Raw genomic sequence first — 19,636 nt, 5'->3', positions numbered from 1 at the left:
AAAGTTGGAGAAAACGAAACACTTGAAAGTGCGTTAAGAAGATTTAAAAGAAAATGCGCAAGAGCTGGAGTTCTTTCAGAGGTAAGGAAGAGAGAGCACTACGAAAAGCCAAGCGTAAAGAAGAAAAAGAAATCAGAAGCTGCTAGAAAGAGAAAGTTCAAGTAGCATTTTGAAAGAAGGTATATGTAATGCCAACAATTAAAGAGAGACTTCAAGAAGATTGGAAAACTGCTTTAAAGGCAAAAGACAAGTTTAAGGCTAGTGTATTAAGTACTGCAAAAGCTTCAGTTTTACTGGCTGAAAAGAACGGTGAAAATGTTGACGATGCAAAAGTAATTGAAATATTAGCTAAAGAAGTCAAGCAAAGAAGAGAAGCTGTGCTTGAGTTTGAAAAAGGTAAGAGACAAGATTTAGTTGATGAAGCTAATGCTGAAATAGCTATCTTGCTAAATTACCTTCCTCAGCAATTAAGCGAAGAAGAAATCTTAGAAATCGTTAAGGAATCAGCTATAACAGCGGGTGCAAGTAGCATGAAAGACATGGGAAAAGTTATGGCATTAGTTAGACCAAAGACACTAGGTAAAGCTGATGGCAAGCTTGTAAGTCAATTAGTAAAAAATTATTTAAATAATAATTAAATAATAAATAACAAGAGAGACTCATACTCTGAGTCTCTTTGTTATTTTAAAAAGGATAAGCTCTAGTAGCTTATCCTTTTTTGTTTTAAATACTGTTATAATATTAAATTTAATAATTACTTTCTATGTAATTTACTCTAAAAGGAATTAAAACGATATAAAAATCATAAATTACAATGATAGAAATAATATTAGGAGAGTATTAGAATGAGAGAAAATTTATTCAATAAGCGAAGTGAATTAATAGAAAAATTAGATCTGCCAAAAGATTTAGTAAGTAATTTGCCTAGAATAACGGTATTAGGCAACGAAGAAATACTTATAGAAAATCATAATGGAATAGAATGTTTTGACAATGAATGTATTAAAGTAAATACAAAATGTGGATGTGTTAAAATAGTTGGAAGAAGTTTCGAAATTCTATATATTGCAGAAGAAACTATTGTAGTTTCAGGACAATTTAAAGCAATTGATTATGAGGATAAGAAAAATGAACTTTGATTACAGAAAGTTAGCGATAGTAACCCTAGAAATAAGCAGTATGAATACAGAACAAATATTAAATAGCTTATGGAAAAATAATATACGAGCAGATAACATAAGAAAAATAAATGCTGTTACGATAACCGTTGATATATTTTTAGATGATTATGAGGATACTAAAAAGATTGTTAAAAGATCAAAAGGTAAGGTTAAAATAACAAAAAAGAGAGGACAAAGGTTTAAATTATTAAAACTTAAGAAAAGAATGTCCTTTGTTATTGGATTTTTTATGTTTATAGGTATAGTATTTTTGTTATCAACTAGAATATGGGCTATAGATATTCAAACGGAGAAACATGTGTCTCCCTATGATGTTAGAAAGTACTTAAGTGAATTTGGAATCAGACAAGGGCTTAAAAAGAAGGATATTAATGTATATGAACTAGAAAAGAAGCTTGAAGATTATAGTCCTGAAATACTATGGGTTAGGGCTAGAATGGAAGGTTCAAGTTTAAAAGTAATAATTGAGGAGAAAGTAAATCCACCTGAGCTTATTAATTTTAAACAAGGGGATATAGTAGCATCAAAAGATGGTGAAGTTAAAAGGATATACTCAGACTTTGGAACACCTGCTGTAATACCTGGTCAAATGGTTAAGAGAGGTGACACTTTAATTTATCCATATGAAGGAACTGGTGAGCAAAGTTTTGAAGTTAATCCAAGTGGAAGTGTCATTGCAAATGTTTTTTATGAAAGAACTTTAGATATTCAAGTTAGTGGTAAAGTAATGGAGAAAACAGGTGAAAAAACATCAGATATTTATATAAATTTAAAAGGAAAGAAAATTTACTTGAAAAAGGCTACAAATTCATTTGAAAGTTATGATAAAATAGAAGATAACGATGGAATATTGCAATCTGTTACTTATTACGAAAAGAAAGAAAAGGATATACAGTTAAACAAAGATGAAGTAGTAAAAGAATCACTTAAAAAACTTGAAGAGTTCCTTATAAAGGATTTAACTAATGAAGCTAAAATTGTAGGTAGAGAGTATGATGTTCAAGATGTTGGTGATGGAAAGATAAAAATTATTGCTCAATTTGCAGTGGAAGAAGATATATCATCATAAACAATAATGCTATATATTAGTTGATAAGAAGGTGGTAAACTTGATATTAAGAAGAGAGAAGATTAACATTAAGCCTAAAGAAAAGTATATAAGGTTTTTAGTAAATTTGATAACTATAATTATAACATATGTATTGCTTGTTACAGCAGTTGCACCTAAACAGTACGACTTAGCTGAAGGGGATATTGCAAGAGTGGATATAAAGGCTCCTAGAGACACTGTAAACGAAGTTGCAACCCAAGAGAGGATTAAAGAGGCGACAGAAAAAATTGATAAGCCATATACTTTAAAAGGCGAAGTCCAAAATGAAGCTTTAACTAATGTTGATAATGTATTGAAAAAAGTTATTAATTTAAATACAACCTTAGAGGATGAAAAGGAAAAGCTAAAAGAACTAAATAAATTAAACAACAAAAATTTAAGTGATGAAGATTATAGTATATTATTAAAATTACCTCAAGAAAAGTTAAATGATATTAAATTTGAAGTAAATGGAATAATAAATGAAGTATATCAAAAAAACATAGAATATGGTAATGATGAAAGTATTGCATCAGCAGAAAAGCTAGCACAAAAGAGAATAAATGAAATGGATGTTTCAATTGGTGTTAAAAATGTTTTGAAAAAGATTGTAATACCAGAAATAAAGCCAAATTTCTTTTATGATAAAGAAAAAACAGATGAACTTATAAAAGAAGTACAAAAAAATGTTCCAAAAGTAATTGTTAAAAAGAATCAAACTATAGTAAGTGAAGGAGAACCAATAACAGCAGAGCAAATAGCTGTACTTGAAGATTTAGGGCTTCTAGATCAAAGTGGTGGAACTAGCTTTGTAATATTGTATCTTGTACTTGCAGTATTTGTAATAGTGATTTTCTTTACACAATATATTTATATTGCAAAAAATCATAAAGAAGTATTTAAAAATACTAAGTTAATTATACTTATAAATATTATAAACATATTTAGTTTTGTACTAGCGAGAGTTATTGGTGGTATATATCCATCTGCAATTCCACTTGCTTGTGCCCCTATGCTAATTGCACTTCTTATAGATTATAGAATTTCAATGGTTGTATGCAGTATTAATGTAATAATAATTGCAGCTCTTGTTAATTTTAATCCACAAATAATATTACTTGGGATACTAAGTGCAATACTTGGAGCTACAGGGCTTAGGAAGATGCAACAAAGAAATGATATATTCTACTCTTCAATTTCGCTCATGTTTATGAGCGCGGTGCTAACATTTACGACTGGAGTTCTTATTTCAAATAACTTTAGCGAAGTAATTATGTTTAGTTTACTTGCAGCAGTTGGAGTAGCATTCTCATCAGTGCTTACAATAGGGTTGTTACCATTTTTAGAATCAACATTTGACGTAGTAACAACTCTTAAATTGTTAGAATTATCAAATCCAAATAACCCATTGCTTAAAAAACTTTTAATGGAAGCACCAGGAACTTATCACCACAGCATGCTTGTTGCAAATTTAGCTGAAATGGCAGCTGAAGAAGTAAATGCAAACCCTGTTATCGCAAGAGTTGGAGCGTACTTCCACGATGTTGGTAAAACAAAGAGACCTTACTTCTTTGGTGAGAACCAAATAGGTAAAGAAAACCCTCACGATAAAATAAATGCAAATCTTAGTACTTTAATTATAATATCTCATGTTAAAGATGGGGTAGAACTTGCTAAAGAATATAATTTGCCAGATGTAATTAAAGATATAATAGAACAGCATCATGGAACTACACTTGTTAAATATTTTTACTATACAATGAAAAATAATGCAGAAAATCCAGAGGACGTAAAAGAAGAAGATTTTAAATATCCAGGACCGATTCCAAGTAGCAAAGAAGCTGGAATAATAATGTTATCAGATAGTGTTGAAGCTGCTGTAAGGTCTATATCTGAACCTACTAAAGGTAAGATAGAGGAAATGGTAAACAATATAATAAAAGATAAGCTTTATTCAGGTCAACTCGATAACTGCGATTTAACACTTAAAGACTTAGAGAAGATAAGGAAATGTTTCTTAAAGACATTAAACGGTATTTATCATCAAAGGATAGAATATCCGACAGAGAAAAAAGTTAAAAATAGTTAAGTGAGATGGGGGAAGTTTACTAAGCTTCCCCTATATTTCTATAATAAATAAAATGCATAATATGAGAAGGAGAGTTAAAATGATATACTTAGATGACAGACAAGATAAAATAAAAATAGATGAAGAGTTTACTAATAAATTAGAAGAAGTAATTAACTTTGCGCTTAAAGAAGAGGAAGTTACAGTTTCAGCTGAAATTTCAATGCTATTTGTTGATAATGAAGATATAAGAGGAATTAATGCAGAAACTAGAGGTATAGATAGAGCGACGGATGTATTATCATTTCCTATGCTTGATTATGAAGATAAGAAAGTATTTAAAGAGATGTATAAGGATAAAATATTTAATGAGACTTTCATGGATGGAGATGAATTAGTTTTAGGAGATATTGTATTATCACTTGAAAGAGCGCTTGAACAAAGTGAAGAATATAATCATTCATTCACAAGGGAAGCTTCATATTTAGTAGTACATTCGGTTTTACATTTATTAGGATATGATCATATGGAAGATGAAGATAAAAAAGTTATGAGAGAAAGAGAAGAAGAAATCTTAAATAAATTAGAAATAAGAAGATAATTTACTAAAAAAGGGTGATTAAAATGAGATTGAAAAAGATGGTTGATAGCTTTAATCATGCGATAGATGGAATAATATACACTGTTAGAACTCAAAGAAATATGAGAATACATATGATAATAACCTTATTTATATTGATGGCGTGTTTATTGTTTGATGTATCAAAAGAAGAATTTTTAATACTTGCAGTAACTATAACTATGGTAATTGGTGCAGAACTCTTAAATACAGCTATAGAGGCAACAGTTGATATGACAACTAACTATTATCATCCTCTAGCTAAAATAGCTAAAAACGTAGCTGCTGGAGCAGTTTTATTAACTGCAATAAATGCTGTATGTGTAGGGTATATAATATTTTGGGATAAACTATCTTCAATATCCCTTATACTTTTAAATAAAATAAAAGGGTCTCATCCTTATACTATATTTATTGTGCTTGTAATTGTATGTATTGCAACAGTAATAACGAAAGCGATATTTGGTGAAGGTACTCCACTAAAAGGCGGAATGCCAAGTGGTCATAGTGCACTATCCTTTTCAATTGCAACTGCAATATCTCTAATAACAGAAGAACCAGTATGCATTATGCTAAGTTTTTTAATGGCGCTTATAACTGCTCAAAGTAGAGTAGACTCGGAAGTTCACTCTACATTTGAAGTTATAGTTGGCGCTTTATTTGGTATTTTAATTACACTTCTAATATTTACTGTGTTTAAACTGTAAAGCTTTATTATAATAACTTTTTTTAATTAAGTATTAGTGATATAATAAATAGCACACAATAAGTATTAGAATATACAATATTTGAAATGAGGGATGTAATATGGCAAACATGAAATTAATACAAGAAGCAATTAAGGTGAGAGAAAAGGCATATTGTCCGTATTCAAACTTTAAAGTGGGCGCTGCAGTTCTTTTTGAAGATGGAAATATTTATACAGGGTGTAATATAGAAAATGCATCATATGGTGCTACAAATTGTGCAGAGCGTACAGCTATATTTAATGGAGTATCTAATGGAAATAGGGTACTTAAGGAAATTGCATTAATTGGAGATACTAATAGTTACACTTATCCATGTGGTATATGCAGACAGGTTATTACTGAGTTTGCAGAGGATGAAAATATAAAAATTTATATAGTTAAAAATGAAAATGATTTTATAGAAAAAACTTTAGAAGAAATAATGCCAGGATCATTCACAAAGAAGGATCTAGAGTAATTTAGGAGGAAAAATGTTTAAATCAGGATTTGTATCAATAGTAGGAAGACCAAACGTTGGAAAGTCAACACTTATGAATTATATTATGGGTGAAAAACTTTCAATAGTTTCAAATAAACCTCAAACAACAAGAAATAACATTCAAACAATATTAACAACAGATGACTATCAAATGGTATTCGTTGATACACCAGGTATTCATAAGCCAAAGCATAAGCTTGGAGAATATATGGTAAATGCAGCAAAGGATTCAACAAAGGATGTTGACCTTGTACTTTTCTTAACTAATCCAGGTGAAGAGATAGGAAGAGGAGATAAATTTATATTAGAAACATTAAGAGGAAAGAAAACACCAGTTTTCTTAGTTTTAAATAAAATAGATGAATTTACTCAAGAAACAGTTGCTAAAAGTTTAGCAGATTTTTCAAAGGAATTTGATTTTAAAGAGATAGTTCCTATAGCAGCTATAAAAGGTAAAAATGTAGATAAACTTTTAGATCTTATGGTTAAAGAATTACCAGAAGGACCAAAATACTATCCAGAAGATATGATAACAGATGTTCAAGAAAGATTTGTTGTATCTGAAATAGTAAGAGAAAAAGCACTTAGAACATTAAGAGACGAAGTTCCACACGGAATTGCTGTTGATGTTATACAAATGAAACAAAAAGAAAATGGAACTTACCATATTGAAGTTGACTTAATATGTGAAAAAGATTCACATAAAGGAATAATAATAGGTAAAAATGGTCAAACTCTTAAAAAAATCGGAGAAACTTCAAGATATGAGTTAGAAAGATTTTTAAGAAGTAAGGTAAATATTAAAATATGGGTAAAAGTTAGAAAAGAGTGGAGAGATAATCAAAACTTACTTAAGGAATTAGGATATAAGAAAATGAAGTAGTTTTGGGGGCTGATTTAATTGTCATTAATTAAGACAAGTGGAGTAATAATTAAAACCCATGATTACAAAGAAAATGATAAACTTATTTGGTTATTTACAGAACAACTTGGAAAAATAACAGTGATTGGAAGAGGAGCAAAGAAAAATAAAAGTAAACTTTTTGCTATAACTCTTCCCCTCTGTTATGGAGATTATATGGTCTTTAAAGGTAAAAATTTATTTAATCTTCAAGAAGGAAAAATAATAAATTCATTTCAAGGTCTTATGGGAAATCTAGATAAGCTTACATACTCATCATATCTTTGCGAATTAATTGACATAGCACTTGTAGATGGAGAGACTAATAAAGCTTTATATAAAGATTTTATAACAACATTATATCTTCTAAATACAGATGCAATTGATTATGAAATGCTTATAAGAGCCTTTGAATTAAGACTTTTAAAAGCTACAGGATATGGTTTGTTACTTGATAAATGTGTAAGTTGTAAAAAGAAGATAGGTGTTTCAAATTATATTAGTTTATCAAGTTTTGGAGGTGTATGTGATGAATGTTCTAAAACACATGGGTTACATATATCTAAAGGAGCTTATAATGCACTTAAGTTTTTAACGAATACTAATTTAGAAAAGATATATATGCTAAATCTTTCTAAAGAGATAAAGAAGGAAATAGAAAGAGTTACTACATTTATAATTTCATCGAATTATGCAAAGAAGCCTAAAAGCTTAGAAATGTTAAATTACTTAAAGGAGTGATAATTTATGAAGGATATTACACTAGAAATGGTAGATCAAGTAAGAGAAAGAACTGGAGTTAGCTATGAAATAGCTAAAGAAGCATTAACTATTAATAATGGAAATGTACTAGAAGCACTTATATACATAGAGAATAATGTTGTAGTACCATTTGCAGAAGAACAAAATAGGAATGCGAAATCAAGTTATGAAGAAGCAAATGAAAAAAGTGAAACTGTAGATGAACTTAAAAGTTGGATTAAGGATACTGTAGAAAAAGGTAACATAAGCAGAATAAAAGTAAAAAAAGATGATTCTGTTTTAGTTGATGTACCAGTTAATGCAGGTATAGCAGCGGCTGTTATTGCTGTTGTAATTCCACCAATATTAGCTTTTGGGGTTATTGCTGCAGTAGCAACTAAAATAACAATAGAAATTACAAGATGTGATGGTTCCGTTGAAATTGTAAATAAGTATGTAGAAAAAGCTGCATCAGAAGCTAAGGGTAAAGCATCTGAGTTTGCAGATATAGTTAAAGACAAATTTAACAGCACAAAAAATGATTTAAAAAATAAGAAATCAAATAAACCAAAAGTATACGCAGGAGATGATACAGTATATACATACACTGTTAATTTCGAAGATAAGGAATAAATGGAAGAAAACGGGAGAAAAACAGAGGGATTAAAAAGATAAATAGAATAGAATGGGAATATTCGGTGGATTTGTTTGATTTTTCAGAAAATTTAGTATAGTCAAATAATAATTACATGGTATAATTAGTATATGATTTAAAAAATTTACAAATAAATCATTTATATCTGAATATTCCTTTTTTATATTGGAAAGAGGGATAATTTTGAAACTGTCAGCTAGACAAGAAGAAATAATTAGATTAGTTAAAGAAGGACAGCCTGTAACTAGTGAAGCATTAGCTGTAAAGCTTGGAGTAACTAGAGCTGCACTTAGAGCAGATCTTGCAATTTTAACAATGCTTGGAACATTAGATGCAAGACCAAAAGTTGGGTATGTTTATTCAAACAAACCAAAGAGTAGCTTAGTACATGAGTACATAAGTGAAATAAAAGTTTCAGATATTATGTCAAAACCATCCATAATAAATGAAAGTACAACAGTGTATGATGCAATCGTATACTTATTCCTAAATGATGTTGGTACTATATTTGTTGAAAATGATGGTCTTTTGACAGGGGCAGTATCAAGAAAAGATTTTTTAAAGATAGCAATTGGAGGAACTGACATTCATCAAGTTCCTGTTGGAGTAATAATGACAAGAATGCCAAATATTGTATGTGGAACTGTAGAAGATCCAGCTTATGATATTGCAACAAAAATAATAGAGCATGAAATCGATAGTATTCCAATAGTAGAGAAAATTATGGTAGAAAATAGGGAACAATACAAAATAGTGGGTAAGGTATCAAAAACTAACGTTACAAAGTTATTTGTCAAATTAGGACAGAATAAATAATTTTTATTAAGTGAACTACGGAGCAAATTGAAAGTTCCGCTAGTATATATAACATTAGTATTGAACGGAGGAGTATTGAGATGGAGAAAAAGTACGTTTACCTTTTTAAAGAAGGGAATGCATCAATGAAAAATCTTTTAGGTGGTAAAGGGGCCAATCTAGCAGAAATGTCTATATTAGGTGTTCCAGTACCACAAGGGTTTACAGTTACAACAGAGGCTTGTAATAAGTATTATGAGGATGGTAAAATTATCGGGCCTTCAGTAATTGAAGAGATTGAAAATGCAATGAAGGAGCTTGAAAAAGAAACAGGCAAAGAATTTGGAAGTACAGAAAATCCATTACTTGTTTCAGTAAGATCAGGAGCAAGAGTTTCAATGCCAGGTATGATGGATACAATATTAAACTTAGGTCTTAATGATGTAGCTGTAGAAGCTATGGCAGATCTAACAAATAATCCAAGATTTGCATATGATTCTTATAGAAGATTTATCCAAATGTTTTCAGATGTAGTTATGGGTATAGAAAAGAGACTATTCGAAAATAAAATAGAAGAAATTAAAGAAGTTAAAGGAGTTGAATTTGATACAGATTTAACTGCAGACGACTTAAAGGAATTGGTTACACAATATAAAGTTATATACAAGAAGGAAAAGGGAGAAGAATTCCCACAAGATCCTAAGGTTCAATTAATAGAATCAGTTACAGCTGTATTTAGATCATGGAATAATCCAAGAGCTATAGTATATAGAAGATTAAATGATATTCCAGGTGAATGGGGAACTGCTGTAAATATTCAAGAAATGGTATTTGGTAATAAAGGTGAAACTTCAGGAACAGGAGTTGTATTCTCAAGAAATCCTGCAAATGGAGAAAAAGAAATATATGGAGAGTATTTAATGAATGCGCAAGGTGAAGATGTTGTTGCTGGAATTAGAACACCATTACCAATAAAGAAATTAGAAGAACAAAATCCAGAAATTTATAAACAGTTCATTGACATAGTAAATACACTTGAAGATCACTATAAAGACATGCAAGATATGGAGATTACTATAGAGGAAGGTAAGTTATACTTCCTTCAAACAAGAAATGGTAAGAGAACAGCACAAGCTGCTTTAAAGATTGCAGTTGATTTAGTTGAAGAAGGTATGCTTAATAAAGAGCAAGCTATACTAAAGGTTGAACCAAAGCAATTAGATACATTGCTTCATCCAGCTTTCTATGATGTTGATTTAAAGAAAGCAACGCCAATAGCTAAAGGACTTCCAGCTTCACCAGGAGCTGCATGTGGTAAAATAGCATTTACTGCAGAAGAAGCTAAAGATAGAGCAGCTAAAGGGGAAAACGTTGTTTTAGTTAGACTTGAAACATCACCAGAAGATATTGAAGGCATGATAGCAGCAGAAGGTATTTTAACTGTTAGAGGTGGTATGACTTCACATGCAGCTGTTGTAGCTAGAGGAATGGGAACTTGCTGTGTTGCTGGATGTGGTGCACTTAAAGTTAACGAAGAAGCAAAAACTTTAGAAGTTGATGGAAAAGTATATAAAGATAATGATTTTATTTCAATAGATGGTACATCAGGAAATATATATGGAGAAAAAATTAAAACTGTTACTCCAGAAATAACAGGACACTTTGCAACATTCATGGAATGGGTAGATGGTGTAAGAAAATTAAAAGTTAGAACTAATGCTGATACTCCAAGAGATGCTAAGCAAGCAGTAGAATTTGGAGCAGAAGGTATAGGGCTTTGTAGAACAGAGCATATGTTCTTTGCTGAAGATAGAATTTTAGCAGTAAGAGAAATGATTATTGCAAAGACAGAAGAAGATAGAAGAAAGGCACTTGGCAAAATATTACCAATGCAAAGAGCAGACTTTATAGGAATATACGAAGCTCTTAGAGGAATGCCAGCAACTATTAGACTTCTAGACCCACCACTACATGAATTCTTACCTCATTCAGAAGAGGATATATTAGCACTTGCTAAAGAATTAGATGTAGATGCAGAGGATATTAAAAATGCAGTAGATGAAAAGCATGAATTTAACCCAATGATGGGACATAGAGGATGCCGTCTTGCTGTAACTTATCCAGAAATTGCTGAAATGCAAACAAGAGCGATAATAGAAGCTGCGATAGCAGTTAATGTTGAAAGAGGATATGATGTAGTCCCTGAAATAATGATTCCACTAGTTGGAGAAGTTAAAGAACTTAAATTCGTTAAAGACATAGTAGTAAAAACTGCTGATGAAGTAATGAAGGAAAAAGGAACTAAAATAGAATACTCAGTAGGAACAATGATTGAAATTCCAAGAGCAGCACTTACAGCTGATAGTATAGCAAAGGAAGCTGAGTTCTTCTCATTTGGTACAAATGACTTAACTCAAATGACTTTTGGATTCTCAAGAGATGATGCTGCTAAATTCTTAACATCATATTATGAAAGTGCAATATATGAGCAAGATCCGTTTGCTAAATTAGATCAAACAGGTGTTGGACAGTTAGTTAAAATGGCAGCAGAAAAAGGAAAGAACACAAGACCTAATATTAAACTTGGAATATGTGGGGAACATGGAGGAGATCCTTCATCAGTTGAATTCTGCCACAATATAGGTTTAAATTATGTATCATGTTCACCGTTTAGAGTTCCACTTGCTAGACTTGCAGCAGCTCAAGCACAAGTTAAAAATAAAAGATAATTATAAATTATAAAAAGCAGCTTAGAATATTTCTAAGCTGCTTTTTTATAATTTAAATCCATATTCACTTTCTATTCTAGGAATGAGTTCTTTAATGAATTTTAAGTGGAAGTATACTTGTTCATTAGATTTCTTTAATAAAGTTAAAAAGGAATATTTATTACACTTGCGCATATTTTTGTAATAATCCCGCGATATTTTCCAAAATCTTTGAGGGAAAGATATATAGGAGATTATATAACGTATGTCAGAAGGGGTAAAAGGTCTAATTTCATTATATTCTCTTAAAATTGAAAGAGTAAGGTCTACATCAAACAAAGTAGTTTCACGTCTTAAAAGTCTTCTTAAGAGATAGCTCAAATCTCTAGCAGAATAGTCTAGCTTACATTTATCTAAATCAATTACCCAAATGGATTTCTCTAAATCGATTATTATATTTTTATTTACATAATCTCCATGACAGAGAGAGTTTGATAGTTCATCATTTTTTATATTAGAAGATATAGTTAATGAGTATTTAGCAAGAGATAAATTATCCTCAAAATTATTTATAAACTCAGTTGAAAAAGCATCTTCTATTTCAGTTGCTAAATTATAATTTGTTAGCAATTGATCAAAATGCTTTGAAATTGATATGTAGTAATCATCAAATCCTCTCCTATCTTCACTGCCTTTAATTGGTGTGAATGTTTTAGTGCAAGAATGCATACCAGCTAGTTGTCTTGAAGATGTCAAAAGATGATCTATATTATCAAAATCACATTTAACTCCGTCTATCCATATTGTTAATATAAAAAACATATTGTTATATTTAACATATTTTTCGCCTTTTAAAGAATTCAATAATTTTGGAGTTTTAATGCCATTTTGCCAAAGCCATTCTAATGCAGAATACACAAATAAAAGATTTGCTTCATTGAAGTAAACCTTTTTAAGGCAATAGCAGTTACCTTTATAACATACTTTATAAACTGCACGTTGCTTATCGGTATCTTTAAATTTTACAATGTTAACTTCTGCGTTTTCTAGACCGTAATATATGAGTACATTCTCTTTAATATTTTGCTCTGAAAAAATATCTATAACATCAATTTTCTTATTTTTTTTAGCCATAAAATCATACTCCTTATATAATTGCTTATTATTATTCTATTAATTATAAATATGAAATAGAATAAGATAAATTTAAATAATAAAATTATAATTTTTGCAAATAATAAATTATAGTAATATTTAAAGGGATTTAGAGATAAATATAGAATGAATCATATGAGGTGAAACTATATGGATATAAGGGAGAAAATTGAAAGATTTGAAGTATTGACATTAAGAGATGAGGCTAAGCACTCAAATAGTACTCTTGGGAGGAAAAGAGAGGAAGAATACGAACGGGTTAGAACATGTTTTATGATCGATAGAGATAGAATAATTCACTCAAAAGCATTTAGAAGATTAAAAGATAAAACACAAGTTTATATAAGGACTAAAGGTGATCACTATAGAAATAGATTAACTCATACTTTAGAAGTGTCACAAATAGCAAGAACAATAGGAATTGGAATAGGACTTAATGAATATCTCATTGAAGCTGTTGCACTTGGTCACGATTTAGGTCATGTAGCTTTTGCACACAATGGAGAAGAAGTTCTTAATGAGTTTTTAAAGGGAGGATTTAGACACAATGAACAAAGCGTTAGAGTTGTTGAAAAGCTAGAGCGTGATGGGAAAGGATTAAATCTTACAGAAGAAGTTATTGATGGAATACGAAAACATAGTGGACTTTCAAAAAATGATAGCAATAATGCATCAACACTTGAGGGAATTGTTGTAAAGTATTCGGATAAGATTGCCTATATAAATCATGATATAGATGATTCAATAAGAGCTGAACTTTTAAATGAAGAAGATTTACCAAAGGATATTGTAAAAGTTCTTGGGAAAACACATTCACAAAGGATAGATACGCTAATCCTAGATTTTATAAAAGAATCAAATAAAAATTTAGATAATGGTATTTTAAAAGTTTCTCTTAGTGATGAAAAAGATGAAGCTATGAGAGAACTTAGAAAATATATGTTTAAAAATATTTATCTAGGAGATATTTTAAAAGAAGAGAGAGAAAAAGCTAAATTTATATTGGAACAAGTTATTAATTATTATATTAAAAATCATCATAAAATGCCAAAGTTGTATACTGATATTGTAAGAGAAGAAGGAGTGGATCGAGGGGTAGCGGATTACATAGCTGGCATGAGTGACGATTATTGTCTAAATAAGTTTAACGAAATATATGTTCCGAAGTTAGTAATATACTAGAATAGGGAATAAAATATACAAAATTAGGAAATATAAAATTATCGACAAAAAGAAGGAATTTAGATCTTTAAGAAGAATAAGTAATAAAGACGGATAAAAAAATATAAATATTAAATTATATGAAAATAAAAGAAGGAATATCGAATAATTTGTCGAATAAAATATAAGTTGCATAAAAAAGCTGAGGAGGGAGTGAAGCTCCTTGCGTATTACAGAAGATACTATTGAAAGAATTAAGCAAGAAAATGATATTGTTGATGTTATTTCAGAAACAGTAAAATTAAAAAGAGCAGGTCGTAACTATATGGGGCTTTGTCCATTTCATAATGAGAAGTCACCTTCCTTTAGTGTCTCACAAGACAAACAGATATATAAATGTTTTGGTTGTGGAGAAGCTGGAAATGTTCTTACATTCGTAATGAAGAATAAAAATTTAAACTTCATAGAAGCTTGTAAGGTTTTAGCAGAGAAAGCTAATATTCCATTAGACCTTGGAAATGGAGAAGAAAGTCAAGTAGTAAAGAAAAAAGAACTCTTATATAAGGTAAATGTAGAGGCTGCAAGGTACTTTTTTTCAAATTTACAAAGGGATAAGATTTCAAAGGAATATTTCACAAACAGAGGAATAAAGGAAATAACCATAAAGAGATTTGGTCTAGGTTATGCAAAAGATGGTTGGCAAAATTTAAGAATGCACCTTAAGAGAAAAGGCTTTAATGAAGACCTTATGCTTGAAGCGGGGCTTGTCTTAAGAAGTCAAAAGGGAACTATTTATGACAGATTTAGAAATAGAGTAATGTTCCCAGTATTTAATAGCAAAGGTGATGTAATTGGTTTTGGAGGTAGAGTATTAGATGATTCTAAACCTAAATATTTAAATTCACCAGAAACATTAGTTTTCCAAAAAGGTACAAATCTTTATGGATTAAATTTTGCTATAAAACATAAAAATGATGAGAGATATTTTATAATTGTTGAAGGATATATGGATTTAATATCACTTCATCAATATGGAATAACAAATGTGGTTGCATCTTTAGGTACAGCACTGACTACTAACCAAGCAAGGTTATTAAAAAGATATGCAGATAAAGTTATAATTTCATATGACGCAGATTTTGCAGGTCAAACAGCAACATTAAGAGGGCTTGAAATATTAAAAGAAGCCGGATTTGATGTTAGAGTTCTACAAATTCCTCAAGGTAAAGATCCAGATGAATTTGTAAGAAGTAATGGCAGAGAAGCCTTTTTAAAATTAGCAAAGAGAGCTGAAAGTCTTATATCTTACAGATTAAAAAAAGCAAAGGATGGAATAGATTTTAAAGATAAAAGTTCACTTATTGAATATGGTAATAGAGTTACAGATATACTAGCTAACTTAAATCCAGTTGAGAAGGATATATATGTAAAAAGTATATCAGAAGACACTGGAATTAAAGAACAGTCACTATATGACTTAATTTCTATGACAAGAAATACGAAAAGTGAAGATTTTATGAATAAAAAGGAAGAATTTGGAACAAAATTATATGTAGAGCCTGGTTATATAAAAGCTGAGAAGTCATTAATAAAATTAATGCTATATGAGGACTATTATAATGAAATTATAGAAAATATTTCGTCTGATGATTTGAACTCTAAAGCCCATGCAAAGATATTTAATCTAATTAAAGAGAGTAGAGACAATGCTTTAGACAATATTAACTTACATGTAGAAGCAGGTTGTGATGATGTAGATTCTTCTAAAGAATGGGTAAAAATAAAAGAATTCCAAGTTTTAAAAGCGCAAGATAAACACAGACTAATATTAGATTACATAAAGCAAATAAAAAACTTTAAGTTAACTAAAGAAGTAGATGTGCTTAGAAAAAAATTAAAGGAATTAGAAAACAATGGACTTATAGAAGAATCAATTAAAGTTGCATTAGAACTTAATAAGATTAATGATGCACTTAAAAAGGGAGAGAGGGATTAGTTGGTCATGACGGAAGGAGGTAACAAAATTATGGCAGGAAAAACAAATGTAAAAGGTAAAGAAGACAAGAAGGACAGAAATCAAAGGATGACGGTTGTTAAAACTCTTATTGAAAGAGGTAAGAAGAACGGGTCATTAACATACAAGGAAATAATGGATGAAATTGATAATATAGAGTTAACTCCAGAACAAATAGAAAAAATCTATGAGGTGCTAGAGTCAATGGGAATAGAGGTTATAGGTGAACCTCAAGCTGCTGAAAAGGAAGAAGAAGAGGAAGAAGAATTAGATTTAAGCGTTCCAGAAGGTATCGCAATAGACGATCCTGTTAGAATGTACTTAAAAGAAATAGGTAAAGTTCCACTACTTTCTTCTGAAGAAGAGATAGAACTTGCAAACAAAATAGAAAATGGTAGCCAATATGCAAAGAAAAAACTTGCAGAGGCAAACCTTAGACTTGTTGTAAGTATAGCTAAAAGATATGTTGGAAGAGGTATGCTTTTCCTAGATCTTATACAAGAAGGTAATTTAGGTCTTATAAAAGCTGTTGAAAAGTTTGATTACAGAAAAGGATTCAAGTTCTCAACATATGCTACATGGTGGATAAGACAGGCAATTACAAGAGCTATAGCAGACCAAGCAAGAACTATAAGAATACCTGTTCATATGGTTGAAACTATAAATAAACTTATAAGAGTTCAAAGACAATTACTTCAAGAACTTGGAAGAGATCCATTCCCAGAAGAAATATCAAAGGTTATGGACTTACCAGTAGAAAAGGTTCGTGAAATTCAAAAGATTGCACAAGAGCCAGTTTCACTAGAAACTCCAATCGGTGAAGAAGAAGATAGTCACTTAGGTGATTTTATTCCAGATGACGATGCATTAGCACCAGCGGAAGCGGCTGCATTTACAATGCTTAAAGAACAATTAATAAATGTTTTAGATACATTAACTCCAAGAGAGGAAAAAGTATTAAGACTAAGATTTGGATTAGATGATGGAAGAGCTAGAACACTTGAAGAAGTAGGAAAAGAATTTAATGTTACTAGAGAAAGAATAAGACAGATTGAAGCGAAAGCTTTAAGAAAGCTTAGACATCCATCAAGAAGTAAGAAGCTAAAAGATTACTTAGATTAATCTTAAAATAGCACCATAAAAATGGTGCTATTTTATTTAAAAAAATATATGATATAATAGATAACTGAAACTAAAGACAAACTATAATAAAAAAATCATCAGTGGAAATAGGAGAAAGATTATGGAATTAAGTAAAAGATTAGATTTAATAGTAAAACACATAGAAAAATGTGATACATTAGTAGACATTGGAACAGATCATGGATATATCCCTATACATGTTATTAAAAATGAAATTTGCAAAAATGCAATTGCATCAGATATAAATAGGGATCCATTAGATAAGGCAAAGCTTAATGCTATATTTGAAGAAGTTGATGAAAATATAGATACTAGATTAGGTGGAGGACTTAGCACAGTAGAAGTTAACGAAGCAGAAGGCTGCGTTATTGCTGGAATGGGTGGAAACTTAATAAGAGATATACTAGAAAGTGATAAAGAGAAGGCTAAGGGATTTAACTTTTTAATACTTCAGCCTGCTCAAAATCCTGAAGTTTTAAGAGAATATTTATATACTAATGGGTATGAAATAATTGAAGAAGACTTATGTATAGATGAAGATAAGTACTATGAATTATTTAAGGTTAAAGTCAAAGAAGGGGAAGAAACTATATTAGACCCTATTTACTATGAAATAAGCCCTAAGTTATTAAGAGATAGACATCCTTTAATGGGAGAATACATAGCTTATAAAAAAGAGAAGTATGAAAAGATATTAGGATTTATAGAAGATGATACTGAAAGTGCACAAGATAGAAGAAATGAATTAGAAACAAAAATAAGTGTATTAACTAATTTAGAAAATTATTTAAAATAGTATTATAAATTAGGAGGGAATAGTATGAGTACGAAAGTTCAAAATATTATTAATTATATGGAAAATATAGCGCCTGAGGTGCTTAAAGAAGATTTCGATAATGTAGGTCTTATGGTTGGCTCTAAAGAGAAGGAAGTTAATAGAGTACTTCTAGCTTTAGATTGTACTAAAGAGGTATTAGGTGAAGCGATAGACAATAATTGTGATATGATAATAACTCATCATCCTTTAATATTTAGAAAACCTAGCAGAATTATTTCTGATGATTTAATTGGAAGTAAAATAATAGATCTTATAAAAAACGATATAGCACTTTATTCTAGTCATACGAATTTAGATTCAGCTAAAGATGGGATAAACAAAACTATTGTTGAAATGCTTGGATTTTCATCAAATGAAATAATAGAGAAATCTAAAGTTTCAAATTTTAATGAAGCAGGTCTTGGGAGAATAGTTAGATTAGATAATGAAACTAAATTAATAGATCTTATTGAAACAGTAAAGAAAGTTTTAAATATAAAAGCTTTAAGAGTTGTTAAAGGTAGTGATTCAGTTTCTACAATAGCTATAATAAATGGAAGTGGTCAAGACTTTATTGGAGAAGCAGTAAAACTTGGCGCTGATTGTATTATAACTGGTGATACAACATATCATTTTGCTTCAGACTATAAAGAACTTGGAGTTTCTATAATAGATGCTGGACACTTTAATACAGAATGGTTAGTATTTTTAAATGTATTAAAAGGACTAGAAAATGAATTTGAAAATATAGAATTTATCAAATCTGAAAAATCAGAAGATCCATACACTTTTATTTAGTAACAACTTCTAAATTACTGCATATATTAGATAATGATAATAATATTTAATAGGATGGGGTTATGGGTAGAAGAAATAGAGGCGGATTTAATGATTTTTTCGGTGGTTTTAGAAATTGTTTTGGAAGAGGCTTTTTAGGAAATGGATTTTTTAGAGGCTGTAGATTAAATGGGTGGTTCACTCCCATTAGATGTTGTGTATATGGAGCTATATTTTGTTCTTTAATCTTCTTTGGAGTTGGTTTTACAGGAATGGTTATAATAGCACTTTTACTTTTAATATTGCAACTTATATGCTAAATGGAAAATTTTATATTTGTCAAAAAGGTGATTCTATGATAACATAGTTATTGCGAGTAAGACGTGCAATCGCTGCTAGCCTAGAGCTAGGAGAGGAAAGTCGGAGCTCCGTAGGGCAGGGTGCTGGCTAACGGCCAGTCGAGGCGACTCGAAGGATAGTGCAACAGAAATATACCGCCTAAGATTTATTTCTTAGGTAAGGATGGAAAGGCGAGGTAAGAGCTCACCAGCATAATGGAGACATTATGGCTATGTAAACCCCAC

The 19,636-nt window shown here is 30.2% G+C and carries 20 protein-coding genes and 1 other RNA gene; 20 read left to right on the top strand and 1 reads right to left on the bottom strand.

What is annotated here, in order from left to right; genetic code table 11:
* From rpsU to ppdK, 13 genes are all read left to right on the top strand, one after another.
* Positions 1-165 (top strand): 30S ribosomal protein S21 (rpsU, locus tag RSF37_RS12470; protein ID WP_332564732.1); only part of this gene is annotated, 165 nt, incomplete at its 5' end.
* A gap of 23 nt (positions 166-188) precedes the next feature.
* Positions 189-638, top strand: coding sequence for a GatB/YqeY domain-containing protein (locus RSF37_RS12465; RefSeq protein WP_332564729.1), 450 nt, complete (start codon positions 189-191; stop codon positions 636-638).
* Between the two features lie 207 nt (positions 639-845).
* On the top strand, positions 846-1,139 hold the full coding sequence (yqfC, locus tag RSF37_RS12460; protein ID WP_332564728.1) for a sporulation protein YqfC: 294 nt from the start codon (positions 846-848) through the stop codon (positions 1,137-1,139).
* Complete coding sequence (gene yqfD, locus RSF37_RS12455; RefSeq protein WP_332564727.1) at positions 1,129-2,250, top strand: sporulation protein YqfD; 1,122 nt, start codon at positions 1,129-1,131, stop codon at positions 2,248-2,250. The genes yqfC and yqfD overlap by 11 nt, the downstream gene beginning before the upstream one ends.
* 43 nt (positions 2,251-2,293) lie before the next feature.
* Positions 2,294-4,360, top strand: coding sequence for an HD family phosphohydrolase (locus tag RSF37_RS12450; protein ID WP_332564731.1), 2,067 nt, complete (start codon positions 2,294-2,296; stop codon positions 4,358-4,360).
* A 79-nt stretch (positions 4,361-4,439) separates the two neighbouring features.
* Positions 4,440-4,940: an rRNA maturation RNase YbeY gene (gene ybeY, locus RSF37_RS12445; RefSeq protein ID WP_332564726.1), complete on the top strand. Its 501-nt coding sequence runs from the start codon at positions 4,440-4,442 to the stop codon at positions 4,938-4,940.
* Positions 4,941-4,963: 23 nt separating this feature from the next.
* On the top strand, positions 4,964-5,665 hold the full coding sequence (locus tag RSF37_RS12440; protein ID WP_332564725.1) for a diacylglycerol kinase: 702 nt from the start codon (positions 4,964-4,966) through the stop codon (positions 5,663-5,665).
* 109 nt (positions 5,666-5,774) lie between these two features.
* Positions 5,775-6,164, top strand: a complete 390-nt coding sequence (locus tag RSF37_RS12435) for a cytidine deaminase (protein ID WP_442878509.1) — start codon at positions 5,775-5,777, stop codon at positions 6,162-6,164.
* Positions 6,165-6,177: 13 nt separating this feature from the next.
* Complete coding sequence (gene era, locus RSF37_RS12430; RefSeq protein WP_332564723.1) at positions 6,178-7,068, top strand: GTPase Era; 891 nt, start codon at positions 6,178-6,180, stop codon at positions 7,066-7,068.
* 18 nt (positions 7,069-7,086) lie between these two features.
* Positions 7,087-7,827, top strand: a complete 741-nt coding sequence (gene recO / locus RSF37_RS12425) for a DNA repair protein RecO (RefSeq protein ID WP_332564722.1) — start codon at positions 7,087-7,089, stop codon at positions 7,825-7,827.
* A 6-nt stretch (positions 7,828-7,833) separates the two neighbouring features.
* Entirely contained in the window at positions 7,834-8,460 is a 627-nt protein-coding gene (locus RSF37_RS12420; protein ID WP_332564721.1) for a DUF4342 domain-containing protein, read from the top strand.
* A gap of 205 nt (positions 8,461-8,665) precedes the next feature.
* Positions 8,666-9,298 carry a helix-turn-helix transcriptional regulator gene (locus RSF37_RS12415; protein ID WP_332564720.1) on the top strand — a complete coding sequence of 211 codons (633 nt, stop codon included), beginning with the start codon at positions 8,666-8,668 and terminating at the stop codon, positions 9,296-9,298.
* Positions 9,299-9,378: 80 nt separating this feature from the next.
* The gene (gene ppdK / locus RSF37_RS12410) at positions 9,379-12,006 is read left to right on the top strand and encodes a pyruvate, phosphate dikinase (protein ID WP_332564719.1); all 2,628 of its coding nucleotides are present in this window, start codon (positions 9,379-9,381) and stop codon (positions 12,004-12,006) included.
* Between the two features lie 45 nt (positions 12,007-12,051).
* On the opposite strand, the gene RSF37_RS12405 is transcribed toward ppdK, so the two are convergent.
* Positions 12,052-13,119, bottom strand: a complete 1,068-nt coding sequence (locus RSF37_RS12405; protein WP_332564718.1) for a CotS family spore coat protein — start codon at positions 13,117-13,119, stop codon at positions 12,052-12,054.
* Between the two features lie 171 nt (positions 13,120-13,290).
* Here RSF37_RS12405 and RSF37_RS12400 point away from each other — a divergent pair, with 171 nt between their 5' ends.
* The 7 genes from RSF37_RS12400 to rnpB all read left to right on the top strand — a co-directional run.
* Positions 13,291-14,322, top strand: a complete 1,032-nt coding sequence (locus RSF37_RS12400; RefSeq protein WP_332564717.1) for a deoxyguanosinetriphosphate triphosphohydrolase — start codon at positions 13,291-13,293, stop codon at positions 14,320-14,322.
* Positions 14,323-14,524: 202 nt separating this feature from the next.
* On the top strand, positions 14,525-16,297 hold the full coding sequence (gene dnaG / locus RSF37_RS12395) for a DNA primase (RefSeq protein ID WP_332564716.1): 1,773 nt from the start codon (positions 14,525-14,527) through the stop codon (positions 16,295-16,297).
* Positions 16,298-16,303: 6 nt separating this feature from the next.
* Complete coding sequence (gene rpoD, locus RSF37_RS12390) at positions 16,304-17,437, top strand: RNA polymerase sigma factor RpoD (RefSeq protein ID WP_332564730.1); 1,134 nt, start codon at positions 16,304-16,306, stop codon at positions 17,435-17,437.
* 121 nt (positions 17,438-17,558) lie between these two features.
* On the top strand, positions 17,559-18,254 hold the full coding sequence (locus RSF37_RS12385; protein WP_332564715.1) for a tRNA (adenine(22)-N(1))-methyltransferase: 696 nt from the start codon (positions 17,559-17,561) through the stop codon (positions 18,252-18,254).
* Between the two features lie 24 nt (positions 18,255-18,278).
* Positions 18,279-19,073, top strand: coding sequence for a Nif3-like dinuclear metal center hexameric protein (locus RSF37_RS12380; protein WP_332564714.1), 795 nt, complete (start codon positions 18,279-18,281; stop codon positions 19,071-19,073).
* 62 nt (positions 19,074-19,135) lie between these two features.
* Positions 19,136-19,372 (top strand): hypothetical protein, encoded by a 237-nt coding sequence (locus tag RSF37_RS12375; RefSeq protein ID WP_332564713.1) that lies wholly within the window; start codon positions 19,136-19,138, stop codon positions 19,370-19,372.
* A gap of 53 nt (positions 19,373-19,425) precedes the next feature.
* Positions 19,426-19,636, top strand: an RNA gene (rnpB, locus tag RSF37_RS12370) — RNase P RNA component class A; the annotation flags it as partial.

This window comes from Clostridium sp., assembly GCF_036643715.1.
GTDB lineage: Bacteria > Bacillota > Clostridia > Clostridiales > Clostridiaceae > Clostridium.
Note: the sequence above shows the minus strand (reverse complement) of the source record. Positions and strands in the feature narration are given on the sequence as shown.

Coding starts and splice junctions, on each gene's coding strand:
- yqfD (WP_332564727.1), top strand. CDS start 1,129: ATGAACTTTGATTACAGAAAGTTAGCGATAGTAACCCTAGAAATAAGC.
- RSF37_RS12440 (WP_332564725.1), top strand. CDS start 4,964: ATGAGATTGAAAAAGATGGTTGATAGCTTTAATCATGCGATAGATGGA.
- era (WP_332564723.1), top strand. CDS start 6,178: ATGTTTAAATCAGGATTTGTATCAATAGTAGGAAGACCAAACGTTGGA.
- rpoD (WP_332564730.1), top strand. CDS start 16,304: ATGACGGAAGGAGGTAACAAAATTATGGCAGGAAAAACAAATGTAAAA.
- RSF37_RS12405 (WP_332564718.1), bottom strand. CDS start 13,119: ATGGCTAAAAAAAATAAGAAAATTGATGTTATAGATATTTTTTCAGAG.
- RSF37_RS12400 (WP_332564717.1), top strand. CDS start 13,291: ATGGATATAAGGGAGAAAATTGAAAGATTTGAAGTATTGACATTAAGA.
- ppdK (WP_332564719.1), top strand. CDS start 9,379: ATGGAGAAAAAGTACGTTTACCTTTTTAAAGAAGGGAATGCATCAATG.
- RSF37_RS12465 (WP_332564729.1), top strand. CDS start 189: ATGCCAACAATTAAAGAGAGACTTCAAGAAGATTGGAAAACTGCTTTA.
- yqfC (WP_332564728.1), top strand. CDS start 846: ATGAGAGAAAATTTATTCAATAAGCGAAGTGAATTAATAGAAAAATTA.
- RSF37_RS12420 (WP_332564721.1), top strand. CDS start 7,834: ATGAAGGATATTACACTAGAAATGGTAGATCAAGTAAGAGAAAGAACT.
- RSF37_RS12380 (WP_332564714.1), top strand. CDS start 18,279: ATGAGTACGAAAGTTCAAAATATTATTAATTATATGGAAAATATAGCG.
- ybeY (WP_332564726.1), top strand. CDS start 4,440: ATGATATACTTAGATGACAGACAAGATAAAATAAAAATAGATGAAGAG.
- RSF37_RS12375 (WP_332564713.1), top strand. CDS start 19,136: ATGGGTAGAAGAAATAGAGGCGGATTTAATGATTTTTTCGGTGGTTTT.
- RSF37_RS12385 (WP_332564715.1), top strand. CDS start 17,559: ATGGAATTAAGTAAAAGATTAGATTTAATAGTAAAACACATAGAAAAA.
- RSF37_RS12435 (WP_442878509.1), top strand. CDS start 5,775: ATGAAATTAATACAAGAAGCAATTAAGGTGAGAGAAAAGGCATATTGT.